Annotated in this window: 19 protein-coding genes; 9 read left to right on the top strand and 10 right to left on the bottom strand. The window is 71.8% G+C overall.

Annotation, left to right across the window (positions count from 1 at the left end; genetic code table 11):
- Positions 1–195 precede the first annotated feature (195 nt).
- The gene (locus O0S08_RS23645; protein WP_269041493.1) at positions 196–3,258 is read left to right on the top strand and encodes an NAD(P)/FAD-dependent oxidoreductase; all 3,063 of its coding nucleotides are present in this window, start codon (positions 196–198) and stop codon (positions 3,256–3,258) included.
- Positions 3,259–3,331: 73 nt separating this feature from the next.
- On the opposite strand, the gene O0S08_RS23650 is transcribed toward O0S08_RS23645, so the two are convergent.
- The 3 genes from O0S08_RS23650 to O0S08_RS23660 all read right to left on the bottom strand — a co-directional run bounded on the left by O0S08_RS23650 (position 3,332) and on the right by O0S08_RS23660 (position 7,973).
- Positions 3,332–3,802, bottom strand: a complete 471-nt coding sequence (locus tag O0S08_RS23650) for a hypothetical protein (protein WP_269041494.1) — start codon at positions 3,800–3,802, stop codon at positions 3,332–3,334.
- A gap of 189 nt (positions 3,803–3,991) precedes the next feature.
- A complete protein-coding gene (locus tag O0S08_RS23655; RefSeq protein WP_269041495.1) occupies positions 3,992–5,689 on the bottom strand; it encodes a serine/threonine protein kinase in 1,698 nt (565 codons plus the stop codon).
- Between the two features lie 91 nt (positions 5,690–5,780).
- Positions 5,781–7,973: a serine/threonine-protein kinase gene (locus O0S08_RS23660; protein WP_269041496.1), complete on the bottom strand. Its 2,193-nt coding sequence runs from the start codon at positions 7,971–7,973 to the stop codon at positions 5,781–5,783.
- A 218-nt stretch (positions 7,974–8,191) separates the two neighbouring features.
- Between O0S08_RS23660 and hutH the strand changes: the two genes are divergently transcribed.
- From hutH to O0S08_RS23675, 3 genes are all read left to right on the top strand, one after another.
- Positions 8,192–9,745 (top strand): histidine ammonia-lyase, encoded by a 1,554-nt coding sequence (gene hutH, locus O0S08_RS23665; RefSeq protein WP_269041497.1) that lies wholly within the window; start codon positions 8,192–8,194, stop codon positions 9,743–9,745.
- A gap of 474 nt (positions 9,746–10,219) precedes the next feature.
- The gene (locus O0S08_RS23670; RefSeq protein WP_269041498.1) at positions 10,220–11,014 is read left to right on the top strand and encodes a hypothetical protein; all 795 of its coding nucleotides are present in this window, start codon (positions 10,220–10,222) and stop codon (positions 11,012–11,014) included.
- Between the two features lie 7 nt (positions 11,015–11,021).
- Positions 11,022–11,510, top strand: coding sequence for a hypothetical protein (locus O0S08_RS23675; protein ID WP_269041499.1), 489 nt, complete (start codon positions 11,022–11,024; stop codon positions 11,508–11,510).
- A gap of 144 nt (positions 11,511–11,654) precedes the next feature.
- Here the strand turns inward: O0S08_RS23675 and O0S08_RS23680 are convergent, their stop codons facing one another.
- Both O0S08_RS23680 and O0S08_RS23685 read right to left on the bottom strand, forming a co-directional pair.
- Positions 11,655–13,340: a sodium-dependent transporter gene (locus O0S08_RS23680; protein WP_269041500.1), complete on the bottom strand. Its 1,686-nt coding sequence runs from the start codon at positions 13,338–13,340 to the stop codon at positions 11,655–11,657.
- Positions 13,341–13,443: 103 nt separating this feature from the next.
- Positions 13,444–15,057: an aldehyde dehydrogenase family protein gene (locus tag O0S08_RS23685; protein WP_269041501.1), complete on the bottom strand. Its 1,614-nt coding sequence runs from the start codon at positions 15,055–15,057 to the stop codon at positions 13,444–13,446.
- A gap of 100 nt (positions 15,058–15,157) precedes the next feature.
- Here O0S08_RS23685 and O0S08_RS23690 point away from each other — a divergent pair, with 100 nt between their 5' ends.
- The gene (locus tag O0S08_RS23690) at positions 15,158–15,997 is read left to right on the top strand and encodes an arylamine N-acetyltransferase (protein ID WP_269041502.1); all 840 of its coding nucleotides are present in this window, start codon (positions 15,158–15,160) and stop codon (positions 15,995–15,997) included.
- On the opposite strand, the gene O0S08_RS23695 is transcribed toward O0S08_RS23690, so the two are convergent.
- Entirely contained in the window at positions 15,987–16,844 is an 858-nt protein-coding gene (locus O0S08_RS23695) for a hypothetical protein (protein WP_269041503.1), read from the bottom strand. The genes O0S08_RS23690 and O0S08_RS23695 overlap by 11 nt on opposite strands.
- A 209-nt stretch (positions 16,845–17,053) precedes the next feature.
- On the opposite strand from O0S08_RS23695, the gene O0S08_RS23700 reads away from it, so the two are divergent.
- The gene (locus O0S08_RS23700; protein WP_269041504.1) at positions 17,054–18,382 is read left to right on the top strand and encodes a hemolysin family protein; all 1,329 of its coding nucleotides are present in this window, start codon (positions 17,054–17,056) and stop codon (positions 18,380–18,382) included.
- A gap of 126 nt (positions 18,383–18,508) precedes the next feature.
- Here O0S08_RS23700 and O0S08_RS23705 read toward each other — a convergent pair whose 3' ends face one another.
- Entirely contained in the window at positions 18,509–19,021 is a 513-nt protein-coding gene (locus O0S08_RS23705) for an NUDIX hydrolase (RefSeq protein WP_269041505.1), read from the bottom strand.
- A 168-nt stretch (positions 19,022–19,189) separates the two neighbouring features.
- On the opposite strand from O0S08_RS23705, the gene O0S08_RS23710 reads away from it, so the two are divergent.
- Genes O0S08_RS23710 through O0S08_RS23720 form a run of 3 tightly spaced genes read left to right on the top strand, consistent with a single transcriptional unit; the run spans position 19,190 to position 20,926 of the window.
- Complete coding sequence (locus tag O0S08_RS23710; protein ID WP_269041506.1) at positions 19,190–19,993, top strand: hypothetical protein; 804 nt, start codon at positions 19,190–19,192, stop codon at positions 19,991–19,993.
- Complete coding sequence (locus tag O0S08_RS23715; protein ID WP_269041507.1) at positions 19,990–20,535, top strand: RNA polymerase sigma factor; 546 nt, start codon at positions 19,990–19,992, stop codon at positions 20,533–20,535. The genes O0S08_RS23710 and O0S08_RS23715 overlap by 4 nt, the downstream gene beginning before the upstream one ends.
- Complete coding sequence (locus O0S08_RS23720) at positions 20,513–20,926, top strand: hypothetical protein (RefSeq protein ID WP_269041508.1); 414 nt, start codon at positions 20,513–20,515, stop codon at positions 20,924–20,926. The genes O0S08_RS23715 and O0S08_RS23720 overlap by 23 nt, the downstream gene beginning before the upstream one ends.
- Before the next feature lie 272 nt (positions 20,927–21,198).
- Here the strand turns inward: O0S08_RS23720 and O0S08_RS23725 are convergent, their stop codons facing one another.
- The 3 genes from O0S08_RS23725 to O0S08_RS23735 are packed head-to-tail and all read right to left on the bottom strand — an operon-like array spanning position 21,199 to position 23,454.
- Entirely contained in the window at positions 21,199–22,041 is an 843-nt protein-coding gene (locus O0S08_RS23725; RefSeq protein WP_269041509.1) for an HTTM domain-containing protein, read from the bottom strand.
- Positions 22,034–22,483 carry a hypothetical protein gene (locus O0S08_RS23730; RefSeq protein ID WP_269041510.1) on the bottom strand — a complete coding sequence of 150 codons (450 nt, stop codon included), beginning with the start codon at positions 22,481–22,483 and terminating at the stop codon, positions 22,034–22,036. The genes O0S08_RS23725 and O0S08_RS23730 overlap by 8 nt, the downstream gene beginning before the upstream one ends.
- Positions 22,484–22,518: 35 nt before the next feature.
- Complete coding sequence (locus tag O0S08_RS23735; protein ID WP_269041511.1) at positions 22,519–23,454, bottom strand: YihY/virulence factor BrkB family protein; 936 nt, start codon at positions 23,452–23,454, stop codon at positions 22,519–22,521.
- Between the last annotated feature and the right edge of the window lie 41 nt (positions 23,455–23,495).

Here is a 23,495-nt window from a genome sequence, read left to right on the forward strand (position 1 = left end):
GATTCGCTTGGGCCAGGTACGAACCTCGGGCGCGGCGAGAAGTTTCGATCGTGCCAGTTAAACTTCGACGATGCGCGAGCGGCTGCGCGCCGACAAATGCCGGCGAGGTGCGAGCGGTCGGCGCCGGACGAGCGGACTTTCCTCGCGCGCCTCGCGGATGATCTACGAGGCCGAGCCGCACCGCTGTCTTCGGCGATGGTTATCGAACTTAAAAAGCCCGAGCGGATCGTGATCGTCGGCGGGGGCATGGCGGCGCTCACCACGGCCTTCGAGCTGACTACGCGCCCAGATTGGCGCGAGCGCTACGACATCACCGTGTATCAGATGGGCCATCGGCTCGGCGGCAAGGGGGCCAGCGGGCGCAATCAGAGGCGCTTCGACCGCATCGAGGAGCACGGCCTACACCTCTTCTACGGCTTCTACGACAACGCCTTCTCGGTCCTGCGCCGCTGCTACGACGAGCTCGGCCGCCCCGAGGGCGCGCCGCTGCGGACGCTCGAGGAAGCGTTTCATCCCCACTCGCTGGTCGTGTTCGAGGAGCAGCGCGGCGGGCGGTGGCAGCACCAGCCGCTGCTGTTCCCGCGCAACCACGAGCGCCCGGGCCTCGGCGCGGCCACGCCGACGCCCGCGGAGCTGATCCCGAAGATGCTCACCTTCCTGCTCGACCTGTTCGACGAGCAACCACTCCTGAAGAACCCCGCGGCGGCGCGCAGCGATCGCGCCGTCCTGCGCCTGCTGCGACGCGGCGTCGCCGGCCTGCTCGGCGAGCTCGGCGGCTTCCTCCGGCGCCCCGGCGACGGTCTGCTGGTGGTGCGTCGCGAGGCCCTACTCGGCCGCCTGCTCGCCTTCTCGCGCTCGACCTGGCGCCTGTGCGCCCCGCTGCTCGAGCGCCGGCCCGACCTCCGCGTCGCCTGGACCGCCGTCGACGTCACCCTGGCGATGATCCGCGGCATGATCGCCGACCGCCTGGTCGAAGAGACAGCCGTCGACTGGCTCCGCCTCGACCACGAGGACTTCCGCGCCTGGCTGCGTCGTCACGGCGCCAGCGACGAGGCGGTCGCCGCCTCCACGGTCGCGGGCGTCTACGCCGGGGCCTACATGGCCGATCAGGAGATCGGCGCCGGCACGGCCCTGCACTGGACCCTGCGCATGCTCTACACCTACCGCGGCGCGCTCTTCTACAAGATGCAGGCCGGCATGGGCGACGTCGTGTTCGCGCCGCTGTACCTGGTGCTGCGCGCGCGCGGGGTCAAGTTCCGCTTCTTCCACCGCGCCGACGCGCTGCGCCTGTCGGCCGATCGCAGCCGCGTCGACGAGGTCGTGTTCGGGCGCCAGATCGCAATCAAGGACGACCGCGAGTACGAGCCGCTCTACGACGTGAAGGGCCTGCAGTGCTGGCCGAGCGAGCCGCTCTACGACCAGCTCGAGGGCGGCGACGCCCTGGCGCAGAGCGGCGAGAACCTCGAGGACTGGGGCACGCAGTGGCCCGACGCGCGCGAGCCGCTGGTGCTCAAGGCCGGCCGCGACTTCGACCGCGTCCTGCTCGGCATCGGCCTCGGCGCGGTCCCTGCCCTGTGCGCCGAGCTGATCGCCGACGCCGGCAACCCGGGCTTCGCGGCGATGGTGCGCGCCGTCAAGACCACCCACACCGCCTCGGCCCAGCTGTGGTTCCGCGGCGACCTGGCCTCGACCGGCTGGCAGCTGCCGCCGCCGGTGATGATCCCCTACGCCATGCCGCTCGACACCTGGGCCGACATGAGCCACCTCTTGCCGCGCGAGAGCTTTCTGGGACATGTCCCTGCGGCCAGCTGCGCCTACCTCACCGCGGCCATGGACGACAACGAGGAGCCGCCGGTCCGCCGCGAGGACGCCGACGGCTACTGCGCGCGCCAGACCACGCGGATCCGTACGCTCGTCGAGCAGCACCTGCGTGACAGCAGCGCGCACCTGTGGCCGGCCGCGCAGAAGCCCGGCGGCGGCCTCGATCACCGCCTGCTCGTCAGCACCGACGACGGCGCCGATCCACTCGACTGGCAGCACTTCAGCCCGTGCCTGAGCCCGTCCGACCGCTACGTGCGATCGATCCGCGGCAGCACCGTGCACCGCCTCGACGCCGGCGCCTCCGGCTACGACAACCTCGTGCTGTGCGGCGACTGGACCCTCAACCCGATGAATCTCGGCTGCGTCGAGGGCGCGACGATGTCGGGCATCCGCGCGGCGCAGGTGATCAGCGGCGAGGCGATCGCCCTGCACGACGACTGGCTGGCCGCGCGTCGCCCCGCCCTGCGCCCGCCCCCGCGCGAGCGGCCGCGCTACATCCAGCGCGCGCTCAACGAGTCGACCTCGCCGCCGTACGAGGCGCGGGCCACCGCGATGTACGCCGCGGTCCTGTCGGCCGAGCCCGAGCGGCTCGCCGACCTGTGCGAGCGTCACCTCGGCCTCAACCCCGAGCGCTGCTACCTCCCGCTCGGCCCCTCGGCCGTGTTCTACGCCCAGCACAACCACGCCCTGTCGGCCGTCGACGCGCCCGGCGTGGTCCCCGAGCGCGACTTCGGCTTCCTCGTCCCGGTCGCGGTGTGCGAGCGGCGGGCCGGCCGGCTGTCGCCCGTCGGCGTCGCCGTCTACATGCCGTACCTCTGGGTCGACCTCGGCGCGGCGCTCCTCGGCGGGCGCGAGGTCCTCGGCTTCCCCAAAGGCCAGGCGACCCTCGGCTTCCCCGGCGCGCCCACCGGCGCCGTCGAGCTGCGCGTCGACACCTGGATGCCGCCCGCGGCCGGCCGCGGCGACGCCTGGCGCGAGGAGCGGCTGATCGACGCCCGCCTCGACGGCTCCGCGCGCAGCCGCGTCCGCTCGCTCGCCGATGCCCTGCGCTCCGGCTTCGACCCGGCCTGGCTGGCCAGCCGCGGCGTCGACCTGGTCGGCCAGCTCCGCCTGCTGCGCGCGCTCACCCTGACCCTTCGGACAGGCGGCCTCAAGATGGTGTTCCTCAAGCAGTACCGCGACGCCGCCGCCTGCGACCGCGCCTGCTACCAGGCGATCGTCGAGGCCCCGTGCACCCGCGCGGGCGCCCCGCGCGTGGCCGCGCAGCTCCCCGGCGCCCTGCAGCTACGGATCTTGCGCCGCTCCGGCCTGCTGTCCGAGCTCGGCCTGCGCGCCGAGGGCGGCGACCCCGAGCGCGCCCGCGTCCCCGCGCTGGCGACCTTCTACACCGAGCTCGACTTCACGATCGGCGCCGCCGACGTGGTCTGGGCGGCATGACTTTGAGGGCATGTCTTCCATGGCATGCCCTTTTCGCCATGTCCTTGTCGACATGTCCTCCGGGCCGTGTCCGCTAGAACTGGATCTGCAGGCCGCCGGGCAGCAGCCGCAACCGCGCGCTCGGACGCTCCCGCTCGTGGCGCCGCAGCCGCGCGCCGAACACCCCGGTCGGGATCGCCAGCGCGCCGGCGACGGGCAGCATGACCATCGTCGTGATCGACTCGCCGAACGCGTCGCCGCCGCATTCGTAACAGTCCGAGTGGCGCGGCCAGACCAGCCAGAGCAGCAGGCTCGCGCCGGTGACGAAGGTCGCCGCCATGAACCCGCCGGAGAGCCCCGCGGCGATCTGCAGGCTGCGCCGCTTCGCTCGCCAGCGCTGCAGCTCCGCTCCCGGTGCGACGGTCTCGGGCTCCGGCGGCTGCGCCCGCGCCGGGGCGACGGACCCGAGCGCGAGCGACCCCGCCAGGACGAACGAACAGGCGCTGCCTGTGCCGCGACAGCCCCCTCTGCTGCTCCGTCGACCCGCGTCCGCTGCCTCTCGCATGTCCACGGAGTCGCCGCGGCCGCCGCGAAAATTGCGACGGCGTGAAAAATCAGAGCGGGCGAGCTCGCACCTCCGCGCCCGCCCGAGTTTTACGCCCCCCGCACCTCGGGTTCGCGCCGCGATCGCGCTGACTCGCGCCCCGCGCCTGTCATGCCCCTCCGGACATGTCCTCCCGGACAGGCCGAAGCGTCAGCCGCCCATTTTTTTGAACGGATCCTTGAGCCCGAACTTGGTCCCGCTGCCCGGGTTGTCGGCCGGCGGCGGCGTCGTCTCGACCGGCTTCTTGCTCTCGCCGGGGTCCTTCGGCGGCTTGGTCGTCTTGGCGACGTTCGACTTCTTGGCCCTGGGCTTGAGCGTGTACTCGAACCGCTGGCCCTCGGTCGGCTCCTTGAGCTCGACGAGCAGGTCCTCGTGCTGGGCCGCGCGCAGCAGCAGCTTGTGCGGGCCGGCGCCGACGAGGGCCACACCGACGTCGCCGCTCATCCCGAGGCGCTGGGTGCCGGCGGCGTCGAACACCTCGGCGGGCGTGTTGGTGGTCAGGACCACGCGCACCGGCGCGGGCGCGGCCGGCGGATCGGGCGGCTTGACGGGCGGCGTGTCGACCTTCGTCGGCGTCTCGATCGGCGGCGGCTTGGCGACCACCACCTGCTGCGTCGGCTCGGGCGTGTCCTTTTGGACAGGTTGTTCCGTCGCCTCCGCCGCGCCCATGCCGTACAGCGCGACCGCGCTGCCGCCGAGCATCGCCGCGACCGCCAGGGCCACGCCGAACACCCCGCTGCGGCGGCGCGCCGGCGTCTCGACGGTGGGCAGGGTGATCGGGGCGGTGCGCGGGCGGAACTGGGTCGGACCGGTGTTGGGCCGGCTGACGCGGTTGGGCACCACCACCACGGGGGCGGCGTCGGTGCCGACGTCCTGGATCGCCTCCATCAGCTCGCGCAGGCTCTGGAACCGCAGCCCGCGGTCCTTCTGCATCGCCTTCAGGATCAGCGCCTCGACCTCGGGCAAGATCCCCGCCTCCGGCGCCACCTCGCTGGGCGCCGGCGGATCCTCGAACATGTGCTTGGTCAGGATCCCCATGAAGTTGTCGGCCGTGAAGGGCACCTTCCCGGTGACGAGCTCGTAGAGGATCACGCCGACCGCGTACACGTCGGCGCGGTGATCGACCCGCTCGCCCTGGGCCTGCTCCGGGGACATGTACGTCGGCGTGCCGAAGATCATCCCCGTGCTGGTCAGGCGGCCCGAGCTGCCGTCCTCGCCGGTCAGCTTGGCGATGCCGAAGTCGAGCACCTTGATGAAGTCGGGGTTGCCGCTCCGCTCGATGCGGAAGCAGTTCTCCGGCTTCATGTCGCGATGGATGATGCCCTTGTCGTGCGCCGCCTGCAGCGCGCGGCAGATCTGCATGGTGATGCCGGCGACGCGCGACCACGGCAGCGGCGCCGAGCGCTTGATCGTCTCGGACAGGTCCTCGCCGACCAGCATCTCCATCACGAAGAACACCGAGCCGGTCGGCGTCGCGCCGAAGTCGGTGATCTCGACGACGTTCTCGTGGCCGATCATCGAGGCCGCGCGGGCCTCCTGCAGGAAGCGCTCGACCAGCTCGCTGCGGTGCGCGAACTCGGGGTTCAGGATCTTGATCGCGCAGCGCTTCTTGATCGTGACGTGCTCGGCCTCGTAGACGGTGCCCATGCCGCCGACGCCGAGCTTGCGCAGCAAGCAGTAGCGATCGAGGAGCAGCGTACCGGTGAGGTCGGGCGCCGGCGGGATCACGGGCAACGCCGGATCGGGGGCGTCCATCGCGGCCATCGGCGGCGCGCCGTCCGAGCTGTCCCCAGAGACAGCTTCCGAACTACCGCCGCCGTAGATCATCGTCGCTGCCTGTCTTGACACGTCCGCCATGCTTCCGGCCGCCCGCGTGATTACCACCTTACTACCCGGTCCGGGTACTGGGCCACTGGCCCCCGGACTCACGATCGCCCCGTCACTTCTTCTTGGGAAACGGGTTCTTCAGCTCGCCGATGTCGCTCTCGTCCGCCTCAGGCTCCGCCGGCTTTTGCTCCGGTTGAGGGGCCGGGCTTGTGTCCGGCGCCGGCGTCTTGGACGTCGTGCCCGGCTTGGCATTCCCCTTCGGCGGTTTGATGCCCGTCTTTGCATCGGGGGGCCCGGGTGTCGGCGACGTCGAGGTCGCCGAAGTGCCCACGACCGCCGGGCTCGGCTCCGCGGGTGGGCTCGGCGGCGGCGCCGGAGGCGGCAGGGGTCGCATGACCACGCGCACCTTCTCGTGAGACTTGCCCGGTGCGACTTCGGTGGCGGTGTCCTGGTGATCTGCGAGGCGAAACACGTATCGGCGGAGCGGCCCCTGGGGATCGACCGCGAACACGAACGGCGTCACGCCGAGCTCCTCGACCCCGTCGCGCAGCACCTTCGCGCCCGGCGGATCGGACTCGAAGGTCAGGTTGATCCGCTCCGGCGCCTGCGGCAGTACAGCCGGCGCCGTCGCGGCCGGCGGCGCGACCGTCGGCTTGCGGTAGTACTGCTTGTAGAGCGTGACCGTCAGCGCCGCGCCGATGCTCGCCGCGGCCGCGACGATCAGCAGCGTCGGCGGCCCGCTGCTCGCCGCTCGCGGCGCGGGCATCAGGCCCGTGATCGGCGGGCGAGCTGGGATCTCTCCGGTCTGCGCCCGCGTCGGCGGAGCGGCGATCCGCTCGACGTGCGTGCCGTGCTGGACGATCACGCTGGGCCGCCGCTCGATGCGACCCGACGGCGACACCGCCCGGGTCGTCGCCGCGTCGCCGAGCTCGTCGCTCGACTCGGGCACCGCGGGCGGCACCGGCGTCTCGCCGCGCGCGCTGGTCGGCGCGTTGCCCTCGGCCACGCCCCACGAGCCGAGCGTCACCGTCGGTCGCCGCCCGCGCCCCGAGTTGGGCGCCGAGTCGAGCTCGGCCGCGGCCTTCAGCAGGCTGTGCGCCTCGGCCGCGGTCTGCGGCCGCTCGTCGCGGTTCTTCGCCAGCAGCAAGCGAATGAAGCGCTCGATGTTCGGCAGATCTGGCCCCGCCGGCTCGACCTCTCGCAGCCCCGGCGGCGTGTCGAAGATCTGGGCCGACAGCACCATCGCCACCGTCGCCAGCTTGAACGGCACGCGACCCGCCAGCATCTCGAACAGGATCACGCCGAACGCGTAGAGGTCGGAGCGCTCGTCGGCGTCCTGGCCCTGCGCCTGCTCGGGCGACATGTACGCCGGCGTCCCGATCAGCGCCCCGTTGGCGGTGAGCCGCGTCTTCTTGTCGCGCACGCGGGCGATGCCGAAGTCGAGGATCTTGATCTGCAACCCGCCCTCGGGGCCGTCGCACAGGAAGATGTTCTCGCTCTTGAGATCGCGGTGGATGATCTTGTTGGTGTGCGCCGCGTTGAGCCCGGCCAGGATCTGGCCCGCGATCTCGAGCGCCAGCTGCGGCTCGAGCCGACCGGAGCGATCGATGCGCGCCGCCAGCGTCTCGCCGGTCAGGTACTCCATCGCGTAGTAGGCGGTGCCGCCGGGGATCTGGCCGTAGTCGCTGATGTCGACGATGTTCGGGTGCTTGACCCGCGACGCCACCTGCGCCTCGAGCAAGAAGCGCTTGATGATGTCGGCCTGCGTCGCGTGCTCCTGGCGCAGCAGCTTGATCGCCAGCGGCTTGTCGATGATGACGTGGCGCGCCTTGTAGACCACGCCCATGCCGCCGAACCCGATCGGCTCCTCGATGCGGTAGCGCTGGTCGAGCACGCGACCGACCAGCGCCTCCTCCGGCGGGGCGGCCTTCAGCGCCTCGTTCTTCGGCCGCGACAACCCGCCCGCCGGGAAGAACGCCCCGTTCGGCAGCTGCTTGTCGACCGGCACCGCCGCTGCGGCGGGCGCCTCGAGCAGCCCCGCCGCGCCGCCGTTGCTGGCCTTTGGGACCTGCCCCTGAGGACCTGGCCCAACGGGCGGGCGCAACGCGAGCACGGTGCGCGCGGGTGAGCGCGAGTCCGCCACCTGGGCCGGCGCCTCCGCGGGCGCGCTCTCGGGCGGCCGCGCAGGAGCCCGCCAGTCCTGCGCCGTGCGCCCGCTCGAGTCCTCGGCCAACGGGTTGCCGTCCATCGGGCAAAAGCCTTGAGACACGGGATACTCCGTGCCGCAGACCGGGCAGCGCTTCATGTCCGGCCCAGCCTAAGCGGGCGACGCGGCGCGGTCAACGCAGACAGGGACCTGCCCGAGCGCCCTCGCCGCGACCCGCTGGAGCGAGCGCCCGAGGCCGCCGGTGCGACCGAGCCGACGCGCTCCGCGTGCGCTGCGGCGTGCACGTCTCCGGCGTGCGGCACCTCCCTGGCAGGTCGGCACGCGGTTCGGCGAAGTCGGGGGTAGGCTCCCTCGCCATGACCTCCGGGAGCCCTGTTTCCGTCGTGATCGGCCACACGATTGCCCTGCGCGACGTGGACGCTGTTGCCCGCCGCCGCGCCGCCGTCTCGCTCGCCACCGAGGCGCGGGACGAGCTGCAGCAGACGCGGGATCACCTCGAGCGGGCGCTGGCCGGCGGCGCGATCATCTACGGCGTCAACACCGGCTTCGGCGCCCTGTCGGACGCGAAGATCGCCCCCGACGAGCTCGGGATCTTGCAGCAGAACCTGCTGCGCAGCCACGCGGCGGGCGTCGGCCCGGCATTCGCCGCCGACGTCGTGCGCGCGCTGCTGTTGCTGCGCGCCCACACCCTCGCGCTCGGGGCCAGCGGCGTGTCGCCGGCGGTCCCCCAGTTCCTGCTCGAGATGCTGGCCCGCGACGTCCTCCCGGTCGTCCCGTGCCAGGGCAGCGTCGGCGCCAGCGGCGACCTGGCCCCGCTGGCCCACCTCGCCCTGGTCGCCATCGGCGAGGGCCTCGCCTGGTCCGAAGGACAGATCATCCCCGGCGCCGAGGCCCTGGCGCGCGCCGGCCTGACGCCGCTGCGCCTCGGCCCGAAGGAGGGCCTGAGCCTGATCAACGGCACCCAGGTCACGACCGCCGTCGGCGCCCTGGCGCTGTGCGACGCCGCCGAGCTGATCGCCGCCGCCGACATCCTCGGCAGCCTCAGCCTCGACGCCCTGCTCGGCACGGTCACCGCCACCGACCCGCGGATCCACGCCGGCAAGCCCCACGCCGGCCAGCGCGAGAGCGCCGCGATCTCGCGCGCCCTGCTGGCCGAGTCCTCGCTCGGCACCTCGCACAGGGACTGCGGCGAGGTCCAGGACGCCTACGCCCTGCGCTGCATGCCGCAGGTCCACGGCGCCGCGCGCGACGCCTTCGCCTACGTCGCAGGTGCGGTGCAGATCGAGCTCAACAGCTTCACCGACAACCCGCTGGTGCTCGCCCACGAGGGCGGCGGCTTCGACGTCCTGAGCGGCGGCAACTTCCACGCCGGCACCGTCGCCCTCCCGCTCGATCACATGACCGCCGCGCTCACCACCCTCGCCACCATCAGCGAGCGCCGCACCGATCGCATGCTCAACCCCGCGACCTCGCGCGGCCTCCCGGCCTTCCTGGCCGAAAGGCCAGGTGTCGAGAGCGGCCTGATGATGGCCCACGTCACCGCCTCCGCGCTGGCCAGCGAGTGCAAGTCGCTCAGCTTCCCCGCCTCGGTCGACACCATCCCGACCTCGGCCGGCAAGGAGGACCACGTCAGCATGGGACCTATCGCCGCCCGCAAGCTCCGCAGCGTGGTCGACAACCTCGCGCGCGTGCTCGCCATCGAGGCGATCGCCGCCGCTCGCGCCCTCGACCTGCGCAAGCACCCGACCAGCGCCCCGCTCCAGCGCGTCCACGCGGCGATCCGCGCCCACGTCCCGCCCTGGACCGGCGACCGCAGCCCCGGCGGCGACACCGAGGCCCTCGCCGCCGCGCTCGTCCGCGGCGAGCTGCGCCAGGCCGCCGGCGTCGCGTCGCCCCTCGATCGGGCCTGAGCCTGCTTCCGATCGTGGCGACGCGAGCGCTTCGCTCGAGCGGGCCTGAGGCTTCAGCCCGGCACGGCGTTGCTCTCGCTGCGAGCGGTCCGTCGCTCTCGCGCACTCACTCGCTAGGGCCGCATCGAGCGGCCACGCCTGCTCGCGTCGCCTGCTCGCACGCTTCCTGAGCCGGCGCTCCCGACCGTCCGCAGCGCGCTGGGACTGGCATGGCAAGCCTCTTTTCGGTATGTCCTAAAAGACATGTCCATTCACACCAATCATGGACGCGCCGACCCGGCCGCCGGCAGCCCGCCGGCTCTCCGCTGCGACCTCACGCCCTCGTGGTGTCCGAATCGTCCGGGCCCGCGACCTCGAACATGTCTCCAGGGACATCTCATGGGCGACCTCGCCCCCTTGCCTCCGCCCGACCACCGTCCCCGGTCCGCGGCGCTGCGCTTGCTTGGTGACCCGCGTCGCCCTACGCTCCTCGCCATGCGCTCGCTTGGCTTCGCCGTCGTCCTCGCCGCCCTGCTCGCCTGCAACGGCGAACCCGGCACCACCGAGACCTCCGGCGGCACGGCCACCACCACGGCCACCACGACAGGCAGCACCACCGGCACCACCGCACCGACCGGCGGCCTCACCACGACCGGTGGCACCGGCACCGACAGCATGACCTCGGCGCCGACGACCTCGACGACCACCACCACGTCGACCTCGACCTCGCCCGGCACGACCGCGACCACCGAGCCCGCGACCTCGACCGCTGCCACCTCGACCGGCCCCGGCACCACGACTACCGACGACACCGGCGCAGTCGAACCGCAGTGCGCCGCGGCCACCGGTGACTACGGCGCGTGTCAGACCGTGCTCGGCTGGGCCTTCGACGGCACCGACTGCACCTTGCGCTCCGGCTGCGACTGCGCCCCCGACTGCGACAAGTTCTTCCCCACCGCCACCGCCTGCGCCCTCGCCTGCGCCGCCGCCGACCACTGCAACCCGGACGAGTTCGACGGCGCCGGCCTGGCCAGGCCGCCGATCCAGCAGGGCATGCACTGCGACGGCGTCTACATGTGCCCGGGCGCCGACGCCGAGCTCAAGCAGGCCTATCAGCAGATCTTCGGCAACCTGACCTGCGAGCCAGGCGACTTCCCCTGCAGCGAGAACGGCGAGCACTGCATGGGCCTGTTCGCCGGCACCCTCGGCCCCGACGAGTGGGCCAAGATGTGCGCCGCCAGCCTCCTGCCCGGCTCCGGCCCCTTCCTCTGCACCGTCTTCGGCCCGTGAGCCCGCGATGAAGCTCCCGCCCGCAGCCACGCGCCTGTTGTCCCGCGAGCACCTGGCCACCATCGAGGCCTGGTGGGCCGGCCTCGACGACGCCGCGCGGTCCGAGTTCACCGCCCTCTACGACGAGCGCGCCGAGGACACCGCCTTCTACGCCACCATCGTCGACGGCAAGACCGAGTGGCACGAGCTGCCGATCGAGCTCCACGGCATCCACGTCGACCCCGAGAACGCGCCGGAGACTGCCATGTGGAAGCAGGAGCTGTGCGAGTTCATCAGCAACACCGGCGTCCAGTTCTTCCTCGTCGAACGCACCTTTCACATCTGCCGCGCCCACCCGCAGGCCCGCCTCGCCCTCGCCCGCGGCACGATCCCGGCCGGATTCACCTGCCCCTTCGAACATGCCGCCTGTCCCTTCGAACAGGCGCTCGCAGCCGACCCCGGCAAGTCCATCGTGCTCATCCCGCGCCCGAGCACCCGCCGAACGGGCGTCGCCTGAACCGCCGCGGGCGACGCCCTCGCGCCGCGCGACTTCAGCCCGTTCACGGCCGCGGCGGCGTGCGCAGCACCTTGGCGATCAGATAGATCGTCAGGCCCCCGACCAGCAGCCACGTGCAGCTCAGCATGATCCACGCGCTCGTGCTCACGACGCACCTCCTTCTTGCTCGTCCGGGCGCCGCGTGCTCGCCTCGATGTTGCGGCCGCGGAACGCCCGCCACACCAGCGCCGCGATCAGGGCGAACACGGTCAGCAGGATCACGCGCGTCAGATCCTTGACGAACATCGGCGTGATCTTGCCGGCCGCATCGAAGTAGCCGCCGGTCTCGCCGACGTGGAGCAGCTTGCCGAGCACGCTGTCGACCGCGAACGGCCAGCTGCCCGTGCTCAGCAGCTGCGACGCCGCCTCGCCCCACGCCACGCTCGGCTTGACCATCGCGCCGAACAGCACCACCAGGATGAACAGCGGCGTCACGTACTTGATGACGTACTTGTAGACGCCCGGCAGGCGCAGATCGGCGCCCTTGTTGAGCTCGGCCCAACCGCGGTCGATGCCGAAGATCCAGCCGAAGATCAGCACCTCGGCCAGCGCGAACACGATCAGCGAGAACGTCCCGGTCCAGAAGTCGAACTCGTCGAACGTCCCGCCCGGGTACAGCACCACCACCAGGCCGCCGAGCAGCAGCGTCGCCAGGCCGAAGCCCAGCGCCGCCTTCTCGCGGCGGACCTTGAACTCGTCCTGCAGGAACGCCAGCACCGGCTGACCCATCGCCAGCGACGACGTGATGCCGGCGAAGAACAGCAGCCCGAACCACATCGCCCCCGCGATCGGTCCGAACCAGCCCCACTGATTGAACAGCGTCGGCAGCGTCAGGAACCCGAGGCCGAAGCCCGAGCCGCCGGCCGTGGCCGCCTGCACCGCCGCCAGGCCGAGGTAGGCCGTGGCGATCGGGATCAGGATCGACCCGCCGAGGATCACCTCGACGAACTCGTTGACCGTGCCCGCCGTCGTCGCGTTGAGGGCGATGTCGTCCTTCTCGCGCAGGTACGCCGCGTAGCAGTGGATCGAGCCCATCCCGACCGACAGGGTGAAGAAGATCTGGCCGGCCGCCGCCATCCACGTGCTGGGGTTGAGCAGGCCCGACCCTTGCGGCTCCCACACGAAGTTGAGGCCGACCAGCGGGCTCTCGATCACCCCCGGGTCACCCGGCTGGAGGAGCAGGCCCTTGATCGCCAGCACGGCGCCGAAGCCGAGCAGCAGCGGCATCCCGATCTTGGCCGCCAGCTCGACCCCGCGGACCAGCCCGCGCGACAACAGCCACACGTTGAGCGCCAGAGTGGCGAGGAAGAACCCGGCCGCCTCGTACGGGATCGCGGCGATGTCGGCGTTGGTCGTGCCGAGGTACTCGGGGAAGAACACCTTCGGCGAGACCGCCTCGAACGTCCCGCGCAGCGAGTGCCACACGTACGCCAGCGTCCACGACTCGATGTAGCAGTAGTACGCCGCGACCGTCAGGTTGGTGAACAGCCCGAACACGCCGACGTACTTGAGCCAGCGCGAGCGGCCGAGGCGGGCGAACATCCCCGGCGCGCTGTGGTGGCCGTACTGCCCGCCGTGGCGGCCGATCGCCCACTCGACCCACAGCAGCGGCAGGCCCATCAGCACGAACGAGATCAGGTACGGCACCAGGAACGCGCCGCCGCCGTTCTGGGCCGCCTGGGCCGGGAAGCGGAGGAAGTTGCCGAGGCCCACTGCGTTGCCTGCGACCGCCAGCACCAGGCCCACGCGCGTGCCCCACTGCTCCTTCTTCGCCCCGGACGGTGACGCCATCGCCGGCGAAGGTACCCGGCGGGCCCGGCATCTTCAACCGCCGCGGCTCGCTCGCCGCGCCGCGGACCTGTCTTCCGGGACAGGCGGCCGGGCCGCCCGCCTGTCACTTCGGACGCGTCATCTTCTTACGGAGGCCGAGGAAGCCCTTGACCAGGCTGCCCAGGCTGCGGGTCGTGATCCCCTTCAGTAGTTCGAAGCCGTGCGAGACCTTGCCCGCGTACGGGTACCACAGCGGTTCGCTGTTCAAGTAGCCGCGGTCGACCATGATGCCGCGGGTGTTCATGAACGCCAGGATGCCCTGATCGCCGTGGTAGCGGCCGATCCCCGACGAGCGCACCCCGCCGAACGGCAGCGCCGGGTGGCCGACCGACTGGATCACGTCGTTCACCGAGACCTGCCCGCACTCGAGGCGCGAGGCCAGGCGCAGCCCCTTGTCGATGTCCTGCGTCCACACGCTGCCGGCCAGCCCGTACTCGCTGGCGTTGGCCAGGCGCACCGCCTCGTCCTCGTCGGCCACGCGGATCACCGGCAGCACCGGCCCGAACGTCTCTTCGCGGAAGATCTCCATCGCCGGCGTCACCCCCGTGAGCAGCGTCGGCGCGAAGAACTGGCCCGGGCGCTGCAGCCTGTCGCCGCCGAACACCACCTTCGCCCCGGCGGCCACCGCCGACTTCACGTGGCGCTCGACGATCCCGAGCTGCGCGCTCGACGTCAGCGGCCCCATGTCGGCCTGCTCGTCGGGCCCGCCGACGGTCACCCGCGCCACCTTCTCGCGCACCTTCTCGACGAAGCGGTCGTGGATCGCGTCGACCACGAAGATGCGCTCGACCGACACGCAGGCCTGGCCGCAGTTGACGAGCCCGCCCCACACCGCGGCCTCGGCTGCGCGCTCGAGGTTGGCGTCGGCGCACACGATCATCGCGTCCTTGCCGCCGAGCTCGAGCTCGACCGGGATCGGGCGCTGGGCCGCGGCCGCCATCACCTTGCGGCCGGTCGCCACCGAGCCGGTGAAGAACAGCATGTCGACCTCGGCCCGCGTCAGCGCCGCCCCCGTCGAGCCGTCCCCGTGAACGATCTCGACCACCCCGGCGGGCAGGCCGATCCGGCGGAACAGGTCCTCGACCACGCCGGCCACGATGGGGGTGATCTCCGACTGCTTGAGCACCACGGTGTTGCCGCCGATCAGCGCCGACAGCACCGGCACCACCGCCAGCTGGAACGGGAAGTTCCACGGCGAGATGATGCCGATGACCCCGCGGGGGAAATGCTCGATGAACGCCGACTTGCCCGGCAGGATGAGCGGCGTCGGCACCTTTTGGCGGCGCAGCAGCACCGGCGCGCGCCGCAACATATAGTCGAGCAGCACCGGGACCGCGCCGATCTCGGTCATCGTCGCCTCGAAGGTCGGCTTGCCGGTGTCTTCGCTGATCTTGCGGGCGTAGTGCTCGCCCTGTTCGGCCAGGACCTGCTTCACGCGGCCCAGGACCTCGGCGCGGACCGGCAGCGGCGTGTCGCGCCAGCCGGGGAACGCCGCTCGCGCGCGGGCCACCGCGGCGCGGACCTCGTCTTCGTCGGCGACGGGAAATTCGCCCAGGCGGGCGCCGCTGACGGGGCTCAGCTTCTCCAGCAGCCGGCGCGGCGAGGCGGCGCCGTCGGGGCCCGCGGGGCGAGGAGAGGAGGTCGAGGGCGCGGGGGCGGAGGTCTGGGAGGCGCTCATGTCCAAAAGCCTTCGGTCGCAGGTGCGGCCCGTGAGGGGGTGAGTTTAGCAAAGGGGGGCCCCGACGCGACGCGCGCGCGGGCCCGCGGATACTGCTACCATGCCACGTGCCGCCATGACGACCAGCCGCCGTGACGACCTGTTCCGCCGCTACCTCGGGATCCTCGGGTGGGTCGGTGACCCCGGGCTCCACGAGCTCGTCAGCAGCCACCTGATCAAGGTCCCGTTCGAGAACGTGTCCAAGCTGCTGCGTCCGGCCGACGCGCCGGCCAACGCGATCCCGCCGATCGAGGAGTTCTTGCGCGGGATCGGCGAGCAAGACCTGGGCGGCACCTGCTACGCCCTCAACGCGCACTTCGCCGCGCTGCTGCAGTTCCTCGACTACGACGTCGAGCTGCTGGCCGCCGACGCCGGCGGGGTCCCGCGGGCCCACGCGGTCTGCCGGGTGAGCTTCGAGGATCAGCTGCACCTGGTCGACGTCGGCTACGGCGCGCCGTTCTACCACCCGATCCCGCTCGACTCGCTGCCGCTGCAGATCCCCCACGGGGCCCTCGGCTACGCCCTCGATCGCCACGCCTCGCACCGCGAGGCCGTCGAGGTCGTCATGCTCCACCAGGGCGCGCGGATCCACAACTACATCGCCAAGCCGCCGCCCGTCGCCCCCGACGGCTTCGCCGCCGCGATCGAGCGCTCGAACGCCCCCGACGCCCACTTCATGCGTCGGCTCAAGATCATCCGCTTCTTCGCCAGCCGGGTGCTCGAGATCGACAACAACCGGCTCATCACCACCCATCACAACATCACCACCGTCACGCCGATCCGCGACCTCGACGAGCTCGAGGCGATCGTCCACGAGGCGCTGCAGCTGCCGCGCATGCCCGTGCGTGAGGCGGCCGAGGCCCTGCAGGCCCGCGGGATCGACATCTTCGCTACTGCTTGATCCCGCACAGGCCGACTTCTTCGAGCCCGGGCGGCGCCAGCCCGGCGTCGTAGAACGGCAGGCACTCCTGCTCCGGCGCACCCGAGCACATGTCGGGCATCGACTGCGCCAGCGACAGGTCGCAGAACTCGGTGCAGCAGCCCGGCGTGCCGCAGCCCGGCACGTTCGGCCCCGACGTGCACAGCAGGCCCGGGTCGCACACGTTGAGGAACTCGCACGGGTCGCCATAGAAGCCGGCGTCGCCGCTCACGTCGCCGTCGCACACGAAGCCGCCCGCCGCGCTCGGGATGCAGATCTGTCCGTTCGGACAGGTCGGTGCCAGCGGGTTGCAGGTCGTGAGGCACAGGATGAGCAGGCCGCCGGTCGACACGTCGCACACCAGCCCGCTCTCGCACGACGGCGAGGACGGCGAGCCCTCGCACATCGGCGTGCAGGTGCCGTGGCCGTCGGCGTCGAGCAACCAGCACAGCAGGCCCGCATCGCAGTCGTCGATGCCGACGATCCCCCCCTCGGCCGTGCAAGGATCGCCCGCCTTGCCCGCGGGCTCCGCGACCTCGACGCAACGCGTGCTGTCGACCACCCCGGTGCCCGTCGAGTCGAACGGCACGCACTTCGCGCCGGACGGGCAGTCCTGCATCCACAAGCTGCACTCGCCCGCGACCTCGCCGGTGGTGCCGCTGGTGGTCGGCGGCGACGAGGTCTGCGCGTCCGTCGTCGTCGTCGACGTTCCCGGGCCCGCGTCGGGGCCGCCGCCCGCCTCGGTCTCGGACTCGTCACCTTGCTCGCCCGTCACGCAGCCCCCGAGTGTGAGAAGCACGACGAACCCCGACACTCCGAGCCTGGTCACGGCACCAGCCTACCACGCGCGCAGGGCCGCGCAGCGCCTCTGAGGCCGCTTCTGGGGCTTCTCCGCGGCGCTTGCGCGAAATCCGCCTCCGGCAAGCCCAGCGGCGCGCGTCGCGGACAAAGCTTGCTACACTGTGTGGACCCTATGGGCGACCCCCCGAGTAAGGCCCCCGGCGGCCGAATCGACGGGACGAGGAGCAGCGACAGTCGATGAGCGACCTCCTGCGACTCGTCTCGCTGTTCTTCCTCGTCTTGATGAACGGATTCTTCGTCGCGGCCGAGTTCGCGCTCGTCAGCGTACGGCGGACCCGGATCGAGCAGCTGGCCAACGAAGGTCATACGTTCGCGCGCCTGACCCAGAAGGTGCTGCAGGACCTCGACCTCTACATCGCCGCCACGCAGCTGGGCATCACGATGGCGAGCCTCCTCATCGGCTTCATCGCCGAGCCCGCGATCGAGCACCTCGTCGCGCCGAGCCTGCTCGAGTGGGGGGTGAACGCCGCCAACGTCTCGACCATCTCGTTCGCGCTCGCCTTCGGCCTGTCGACCGCGCTGCACATCGTGTTCGGCGAGCTGGCGCCGAAGTCGCTCGCGCTGCAGCGAGCGGAGCAGGTGGCGCTGGCGATCTCGGTGCCGATGATCGCCTTCACGACCGTGTTCCGCCCAGTCATCTGGCTGCTCAACGTCACCGGCAACGGTGTCGTCCGCATGTTCGGCCTGCGGCCCGTGCCCGGCCATCACTCGGCCCACTCCGAAGAGGAGATCCGGATGATCGTCTCGGCGTCGCGGCAGGAGGGCGTGCTCGAGGAGCAGGAGAAGGAGCTCCTCAACAACGTGTTCGACCTGTCGGACACGCCGGTGCGCGCGATCATGACCCCGCGCGTCGACATGATCGCGCTCGACGAGAACGTCTCGCTGCGCCGCTTCATGTCGCTCAACGAGGAGCACCAGTACTCGCGCGTCCCGATCTACCGCGACACCAACGACAAGATCGTCGGCATCGCCTACGTCGGCGACGTGCTCAAGCACCTCGACCACCTCGACGAGGTCGCCGTCGGCAGCGTCGCCCGCCCGGCAGTGTTCGCCCCCGAGAACATGAAGGTCATCGACCTGTTCTCGCTGTTCCAGAAGAAGAAGACCCACATGGCGATCGTCGTCGACGAGTTCGGCGGCACCGCGGGCGTGGTCACCCTCGAGGACGCGCTCGAGGAGGTCGTCGGCGAGATCTACGACGAGAACGACGAGCCCGACGAGGAGAAGCAGGTCCGCGACGTCGGCGACGGCACCTTCCTGTTCGACGCCATGATCAACGTGTCCGAGGTCGAGAAGACGCTGGAGATCGACCTCGACGACGAGATCCAGGGCAACTACGAGACGCTCTCGGGCTTCCTGTTCCACAAGTTCGAGTACATCCCGCAGGTCGGCGAGGAGGTCGAAGCCGAGGGCTGGACCTTCCACGTCGCCGAGGCCGACGAGCGCCGGGTCATCAAGATCCGCGCCTACCGCAAGCAGCCCCCGCCGGCCGAAGTCCCCGGCTGAGCCCGCGGCCCACGGGGGAGCTCGTCCACCCCCGCGCGCACCGCGAGAAGTTCAACCTGGCTCAAAGGACAGCTCGCCACGCTGCGAGCGTGCGCCCCGCCGAGCGCCGGACTCGCGCCGTCCCTGCTACAGCTGCGCGAGCGCCCGGCGCAGCGCCAGCTCGGCCAGCGCGTGGGCGAACCGTCCCTCCGCCAGCGCCGCCTCGACCTCCTCGCGCCCCATCACCACCGGCGCCACCACCTCTTCCGCGTCTGCGTGCGGCGCCCCGATCCGCACGACGCCGCGGACCAGGAAGAAGTGGCAGTGGTTGTCTTGCAGCACCGGGTTGGGGTGCGTGAAGCCCAGCGGCTCCGCCACGGTCCCCGCGTAACCTGTCTCTTCGCGCAGCTCTCGCAGCGCCGCGGCGGCCGGCGCCTCGTCGGTGTCGACCAGCCCGCCGGCGGGCTCCACCGTCTCCGCCGCGATCCCGAAGCGGTGCTGGCGGACCAGCACGAACCGCCCCTCCGCGTCGACCGCCACCGCCATCACCCAGTCGGGCATCCGCAGCAGCGTCACCGGCGAGCCGCGGTCCTCGAGGCTCACCCGCTCGACGCGAAAGAAGCCGGCGTCGAACACCTCCACACGACGTAGCTCGCGCATCGCCGCGGTGATACCACAGCCGCGCCCGCCGGCCGCTCCGCATGTCCGTCAAGACATGTCCCATTCGACATCTCGCGTGCTCGGCGCGACTTTCGCCGCCCGTCGCAAAAAAATTTCGAAGACTCGTCCGCCCCGCGCGTAGAGCCCGATCGACCTCCCCGGAGCCCCATGCCCCGCCCGATCCACCGCCTCCTCCTCCTCGCCCTCCCCGTCGTCCTCGCCTGCCAGGCCCCGCCGACCCCGCCTGCGCCCGCTGCCCCGCCGGCCCCGACCACCGCGCCCGCGGAGAGCGACGCGCCGCTCCTTCGCACCTACACAGTCCCGCCCGAGCAGGCGCGCTCGATCGAACAGGCCCTCGCCAGCGCCCTCTCGAGCGGCAAGGACCTGCCGCCGCTCGGCACCGTCGAGCGCTTGCCGGACGGCCGCCTCGTCGTCGTCGCCCCGCCGGGGATCCAGGACGGCGTCGCCGCACTCGTCGCCGGCCTCGACACCGCCAAGGCCCCGCCCGTGCGCACGGCCGAGTTCGACTACTGGATCGTCGTCGGCGAGCCCGCTCAAACCGCCGAGGGCGTCGACGCCGTCCCCGACATCGCCCCCGCGCTGCAGGCGATCGTCGGCGCCCAGGGCCCGATGCGCTTCCGCTTGCACGAGTCGATGCACCTCTCCTCGCTGATCGACGACCGCGCCGAGGCCGACGGCTCGCGCATGCGGGCGCGCCAGACCGTCTCCGAGGTCGGCGGGCGGCTCGTCGCCGACCTCGACATCTCCGTCGCCCAGCAGTCGAAGGATCGCACCAACCTTCATGTCTGCGGCCAGGACTGCAATCAGCTCAAGTCGCGCGTCCACCTCGACCCGGGCCAGCTCCTCGTCATCGGCCAGGCCGGCCTCGGGTCGACCGACGCCAAGGCCCCGGAGGGCTCGAAGACCCTGTTCTACATCGTCCGCGGGCAGCTCCGGACCGGGGGCGCGTGACCGAGCCGGCCCCATCGCCCGGCCTGACGGTCGGCGACGTCGAGCGGCTCTTCGTGCAGATGGAGCGCCCGCTGTTCAACGTCGTCTACCGCTGGCTGTGGGATCGCGACGAGGCCGCCGAGCTCGTCCAGGAGACCTTCGCCCGGCTGTGGCAGGCACGCGCGCGTGTGCGGCCCGACACCGCCGGCGCCTTCGTCTACCGGATCGCCGTCAACCTCGCGGCCAGCCGCCGACGCTGGCGGGCGCTGCGGCGCTTCGTCGCCCTCGAAGACGTCTCGCCCACCAGCGACGACCAGCCCGATCTCGCAGTCCTCGGCGCCGAGCGAGCCGCCGCAGTGCGGGCCGCCGTCGACGCCTTGCCCGAGAAGCTGCGGCGCGTGCTCGTCCTCTGCGAGCTGTCCGAGCTGACCTATGCCGACATCGCCGCCGCGCTCGAGATCCCCGTCGGCACCGTCGGCTCTCGCCGCCACGCCGCCGCCGAGCGCGTTCGTCGCCACCTCCAGGCCCAGGAGCACCGCCGTGAAGCCGCAATCCGAAGATGACCTGAAGGACATGTTCGTCGTCCTCGACCCGCCCCCCGGCGGCCTCGCGCGCCTGCGAGCTCGCCGCGACGCCCCGGTCCCCGCGCGCTGGCCGTGGTGGCTCGCGGGCGCCGGTCTCGCGGCCGCGGCCGCCGTCCTCGCGCTGTCGCTGCGCCCGGCCGAGCTGCCCTCGCCCGCGCCCGCGCCCGCGCCCGCCGCCGCGCCGGTCGACCTCGTCGCCGGCCGCACCGACCTCCACCCCGCGTGGATCGCCCTCGGCCGCGTCGCCCCGCCGTCCGAGCCGCTGCAGCTCGCCCCCGAGCTCACCGGCGCCCTCGCCTCCCGCCGCGTCGCCTTGCCGCGCCAGGACGTCGTCCTCTACATGCTCGACGCCAAAGGACATGCCCCATGAAACATGCACTTTCGGACATGTCGAACAGAGCATGTTCTGAGAGAATAGAACGAAGCGCCCGCCCCGACCGGCTCGTCGCATATTCGGCCTCGCCACTCGCGACGACGCGGCTGGGGCCCGCTCCGCGTCGTCGCACCGAGCTGCGACAGCCGCGTGCTCGCGTGCGACCGCGGCGTCACCCGAAGAACAGCACATCACCCTCGGTGCTGACGCCGCGTCCCCGCGCGTCCGGAAGCCCAGCCCATCACCCTCGGGTCAAAAGCTGCGCCGCCTCACGCCTCGTCTCCCCGCCGCCCGAAGAACAGCAGCAGGTGCAACATCATCAGCGCGAGGAACAGCAGCGACACCCGCATCGACGCCGCGATCCCGACGTGCAGCAGCACCAGCGCGAGCGCGGCCAGCAGGCGCGTGCGGGCGAACCACAGCCCGAACCCGATCGTCAGCTCGAGCGCGATCGTCGACCACGCCAGCGCCTGCGCCAGCGGCCCGTACGTCAGCGGCAGCCACGCCGACAGCAGGTGCTGGCCCTGGTGCGACGAGCGGAACACCAGCACCACCGCCTCGCCCGTCCACCAGGATGTCCCTTCGACCAGCTTCGACAGGGCCGCGAACACGTACACCGCCGACAGCTGCAGCATCATCAGGCGCGCCGCCCAGCGCGGCCCCCTGCGTCCCAGCGGCGCCAGCGCGACGAACACCCACTGAAGCGCCGCCAGCTCCGCGTAGGCTCGCGGCGAGCTCGCCTCGAGCCCCACCAGCAGCGCGAACAGCCCCGCCGCCGCCACGCGCCCCGCCCGACCGCCGCGCCCGGCAGCCACCACCCCTGCCGCCGCCAGCAGCAGCACCAGCAGCCCCGTGATCAGCTCGACCGGCGGCACCCAGCCGCCGAGCCACGCGTCGAGCCGGCCGTCGCGCAGCACCGGCCGGCTGTACAGCTCCTCGCGGTGCGGCCAGTGCGTCAGCGCGTACGCACCTGTCCACAAGGCCAGGCCGCGGGCGAACCGCTGCGTCCGCGCAGTCCCCTCCTCGGCGAAGAAGAACCGGCCCAGCCCCCCCGGACCGCCTCGCGGCCGCGCGGGCGCGGCGAACACCGGCAGCTCGGTCGCCTCAGCCACCGTCCACCCTGTACTGCCCGATCGTCGCCGCCCCCGTCGAGTCGTCGCGGAGGTCACGCCAGCGACGAATCAGCCGGACCTTGTCGATCGGCCGCCCGTCCGCGGCCATGCGCTCCGCCAGCCACTCCGCGAACACCTGCCGCTCGCGCAGGCGCCCCGGCTCGAACACCGTCGCGCTGTACTCGTACGCCCGCTCGCCCGTGGCCCCGCGCGTGTGCTCGAAGTAGCGCTCGAGCGGGATCGGCACCCACGTCCCGTCGGCCGCCCTGCCCTCCGCCGTCAGCGTCCGCTCGAGCGGCGACGGGTCGCTGAACATCCGCCACGGCAGGTGCGCCCCCCACGGCGGCGGCAGCGGCAGGAGCCCGCGGAGCAGCGCGATCGCCTGGACCGACAGCCACACCGCGACGACCACGACCGCCAGCCTGTGTGGTTGTTCGGACATGTCCCGAAATCCATGCCCTCACGGGCAGCCGTCGCTCAGCCCTGCTTGACCCCGATGGTCTCGCTCTCGGGCGCCGCCTCGTACCACGGCAGCCCGGCCTCCTCGCTGTGCTGCAGCTCGGAGATGATCTGCGCCCCGAGCAGGATGATGAGGGTGCCGATCTCGAGCGTCAACAAGGCGATGATGACCGTGGCCAGCGACCCGTAGACCACGTTCACCAGCGAGATCTTGGAGAAGTAGACCATCAGCGCCCGGCGCAGCACGTCCCACAGCAGGGCCGCCGCCACCCCGCCGGTGAGGGCGCGGCGCCACGACACCTCGGTGATCGGCATGACCCGGTACGCCGCGGTGAACATGAAGATCAGCGTGACGATGCCGCTCAGCTTGAGGACGAACGCCGGGCCTGACCCGAGGGACAGCTGATAGCCGAACAGCACCAGCTCGGCCTCGGCCAGGCGCTCGAGCAGCGCGACCAGGACCGTGAGCACCAGCAGGCCGCCGGCGATCACGACGATGAAGATGTACGGCAGGAGCGCCGACATCCAGAAGCTGCGCTTGCGGCGGGCCCGGCTGCGGGCGAAGATCACCGCCAGCGCGCCCTCCAGCATCTTGAAGGCCCACGTGCTGAAGAACAGCATCACCCCGAGGCCGATGCCGCCGACCAGGTCGCGGTTGTCGAGCAGGCTGACGACCTCGCCGATGATCACGTCGGCCTGGTTCGGAATCAGCAGGTTGAGCTCGTGGCTGATGATCTCGGTCAGCTGCTCGACGTCCCACACGTGGGTCAGCGCCACCAGCACCACCGCCAGCATCGGCACGATCGACAGCAGCGCGTTGTAGGCGACCCCGCCGGCCAGCAGCAGCGCCTTGTTCTTGCCGAGGTGGCGGAGCACCCGCAGCAGGAAGCTGCCGAGCCGCCGCATGAGCAGCCCGGCGCCAGCGAGCGCGGCAGAGGAGCGGCCTTCGGGCATCGGCGCGGGTACCATACGCCGTTTTACGACGCTCGGGGACC

The organism is Nannocystis punicea (genome assembly GCF_026965555.1).
Taxonomy (GTDB): domain Bacteria; phylum Myxococcota_A; class Polyangia; order Nannocystales; family Nannocystaceae; genus Nannocystis; species Nannocystis punicea.